This window comes from Saccharomonospora iraqiensis subsp. paurometabolica YIM 90007 (assembly GCF_000231035.2).
Classification (GTDB): Bacteria; Actinomycetota; Actinomycetes; order Mycobacteriales; family Pseudonocardiaceae; genus Saccharomonospora; species Saccharomonospora paurometabolica.
The window spans coordinates 3,463-4,555 of the sequence record NZ_KI912200.1; the positions used below are offsets into that span (position 1 = coordinate 3,463).

At 72.6% G+C, this 1,093-nt stretch carries 1 protein-coding gene and 1 pseudogene; one reads left to right on the forward strand and one right to left on the reverse strand.

The window, feature by feature from the left end; translation table 11 throughout:
* A pseudogene (locus tag SACPADRAFT_RS33700) lies at positions 1-431 on the forward strand (ABC transporter ATP-binding protein); the annotation flags it as partial.
* On the opposite strand, the gene SACPADRAFT_RS0202775 reads toward SACPADRAFT_RS33700, so the two are convergent.
* Positions 406-819, reverse strand: coding sequence for an acyl-CoA thioesterase (locus SACPADRAFT_RS0202775; RefSeq protein ID WP_084258270.1), 414 nt, complete (start codon positions 817-819; stop codon positions 406-408). The pseudogene SACPADRAFT_RS33700 and the gene SACPADRAFT_RS0202775 overlap by 26 nt on opposite strands.
* Positions 820-1,093: the final 274 nt, after the last annotated feature.

Here is a 1,093-nt window from a genome sequence, read left to right on the forward strand (position 1 = left end):
CCCAACTGCTGGCGCTGACCCGGTTGTACGTCAGCCCGGCGCGGCTGGTGGTGCTGGACGAGGCGACGGCGGGGCTCGACCCGGTGGCCGAGGCCCGCGCCGAGAACGCCTTCGCCGCACGGGGCGGCGTCCTCGTCGTGCTCGCCCACCGGCTGTCCTCGGCGCTACGCGCCCGCCGGGTACTCCTCCTCGACGGCACGGGCCCCGCCCTGGGCACCCACGAGACCCTGCTGGCCACCTCCCCGCGCTACGCCGACCTGATGCGCGCCTGGCACCCCACCGACGGCACCGGTGCGGGTGCCGTGAAGGGGTCCTTCCCTGCGTCGGACGCCGCGAAGGAGGCCCTCCCTGCGCGGGACGCCGTGAAGGGGGCCTTCGCTGCGCCGGATGCCGTGAAGGGGTCCTTCACGGCGCCACCCGGAGGCGGGTGAGGGCGGCGCGGAGCGGGTCCTGCAGGGGGACCGGGCGGCGGGTGGTGCGGTCCACGAAGACATGGACGAAGTGGCCCTCGGCGATCAGCTCCGAGCGGTCCGCGCGGTGGATGCCCACCTCGTACCGCACGCTGGAGTTGCCGAGGTGTCCCACGCGCAGGCCGACGGCCGCGCTCTCCGGGAAGGTCAACGAGGCGTGGTAGTTGCAGTGCGACTCCACGCACAGCCCGATGACCTCGCCCTCGTGGATGTCGAGACCACCCTCGTTGATCAACCAGTTGTTGATGACGGTGTCCATGAACGTGTAGTGCACGACGTTGTTCACGTGGCCGTAGACGTCGTTGTCCTTCCACCGTGTCGGCACGGTCTCCCAGTGCGCGTAGCTCACGGCGGTACAGACTCTCACGGGCACCGCCCGCGCAGGCACACCGCGGTCGTCCGGCGCGACCCGGTGACGCGGCCACCGTCGGCCACGTCACCGGGCCGTGACCGGATCGTCGCCGGGCGGCGACCTGGGTCACGGCGTCGCCACGATCACTGCGCCGTTGGTGGACTCCGCCGCGCCGGGCACACGCTCTGCATTACGGTCATGCGCGTACCGACACTGGGTGGAGGAGCGCGATGACGAGCACCGTGCCGCGTCCCGGGCCGGGCGGGGGCGG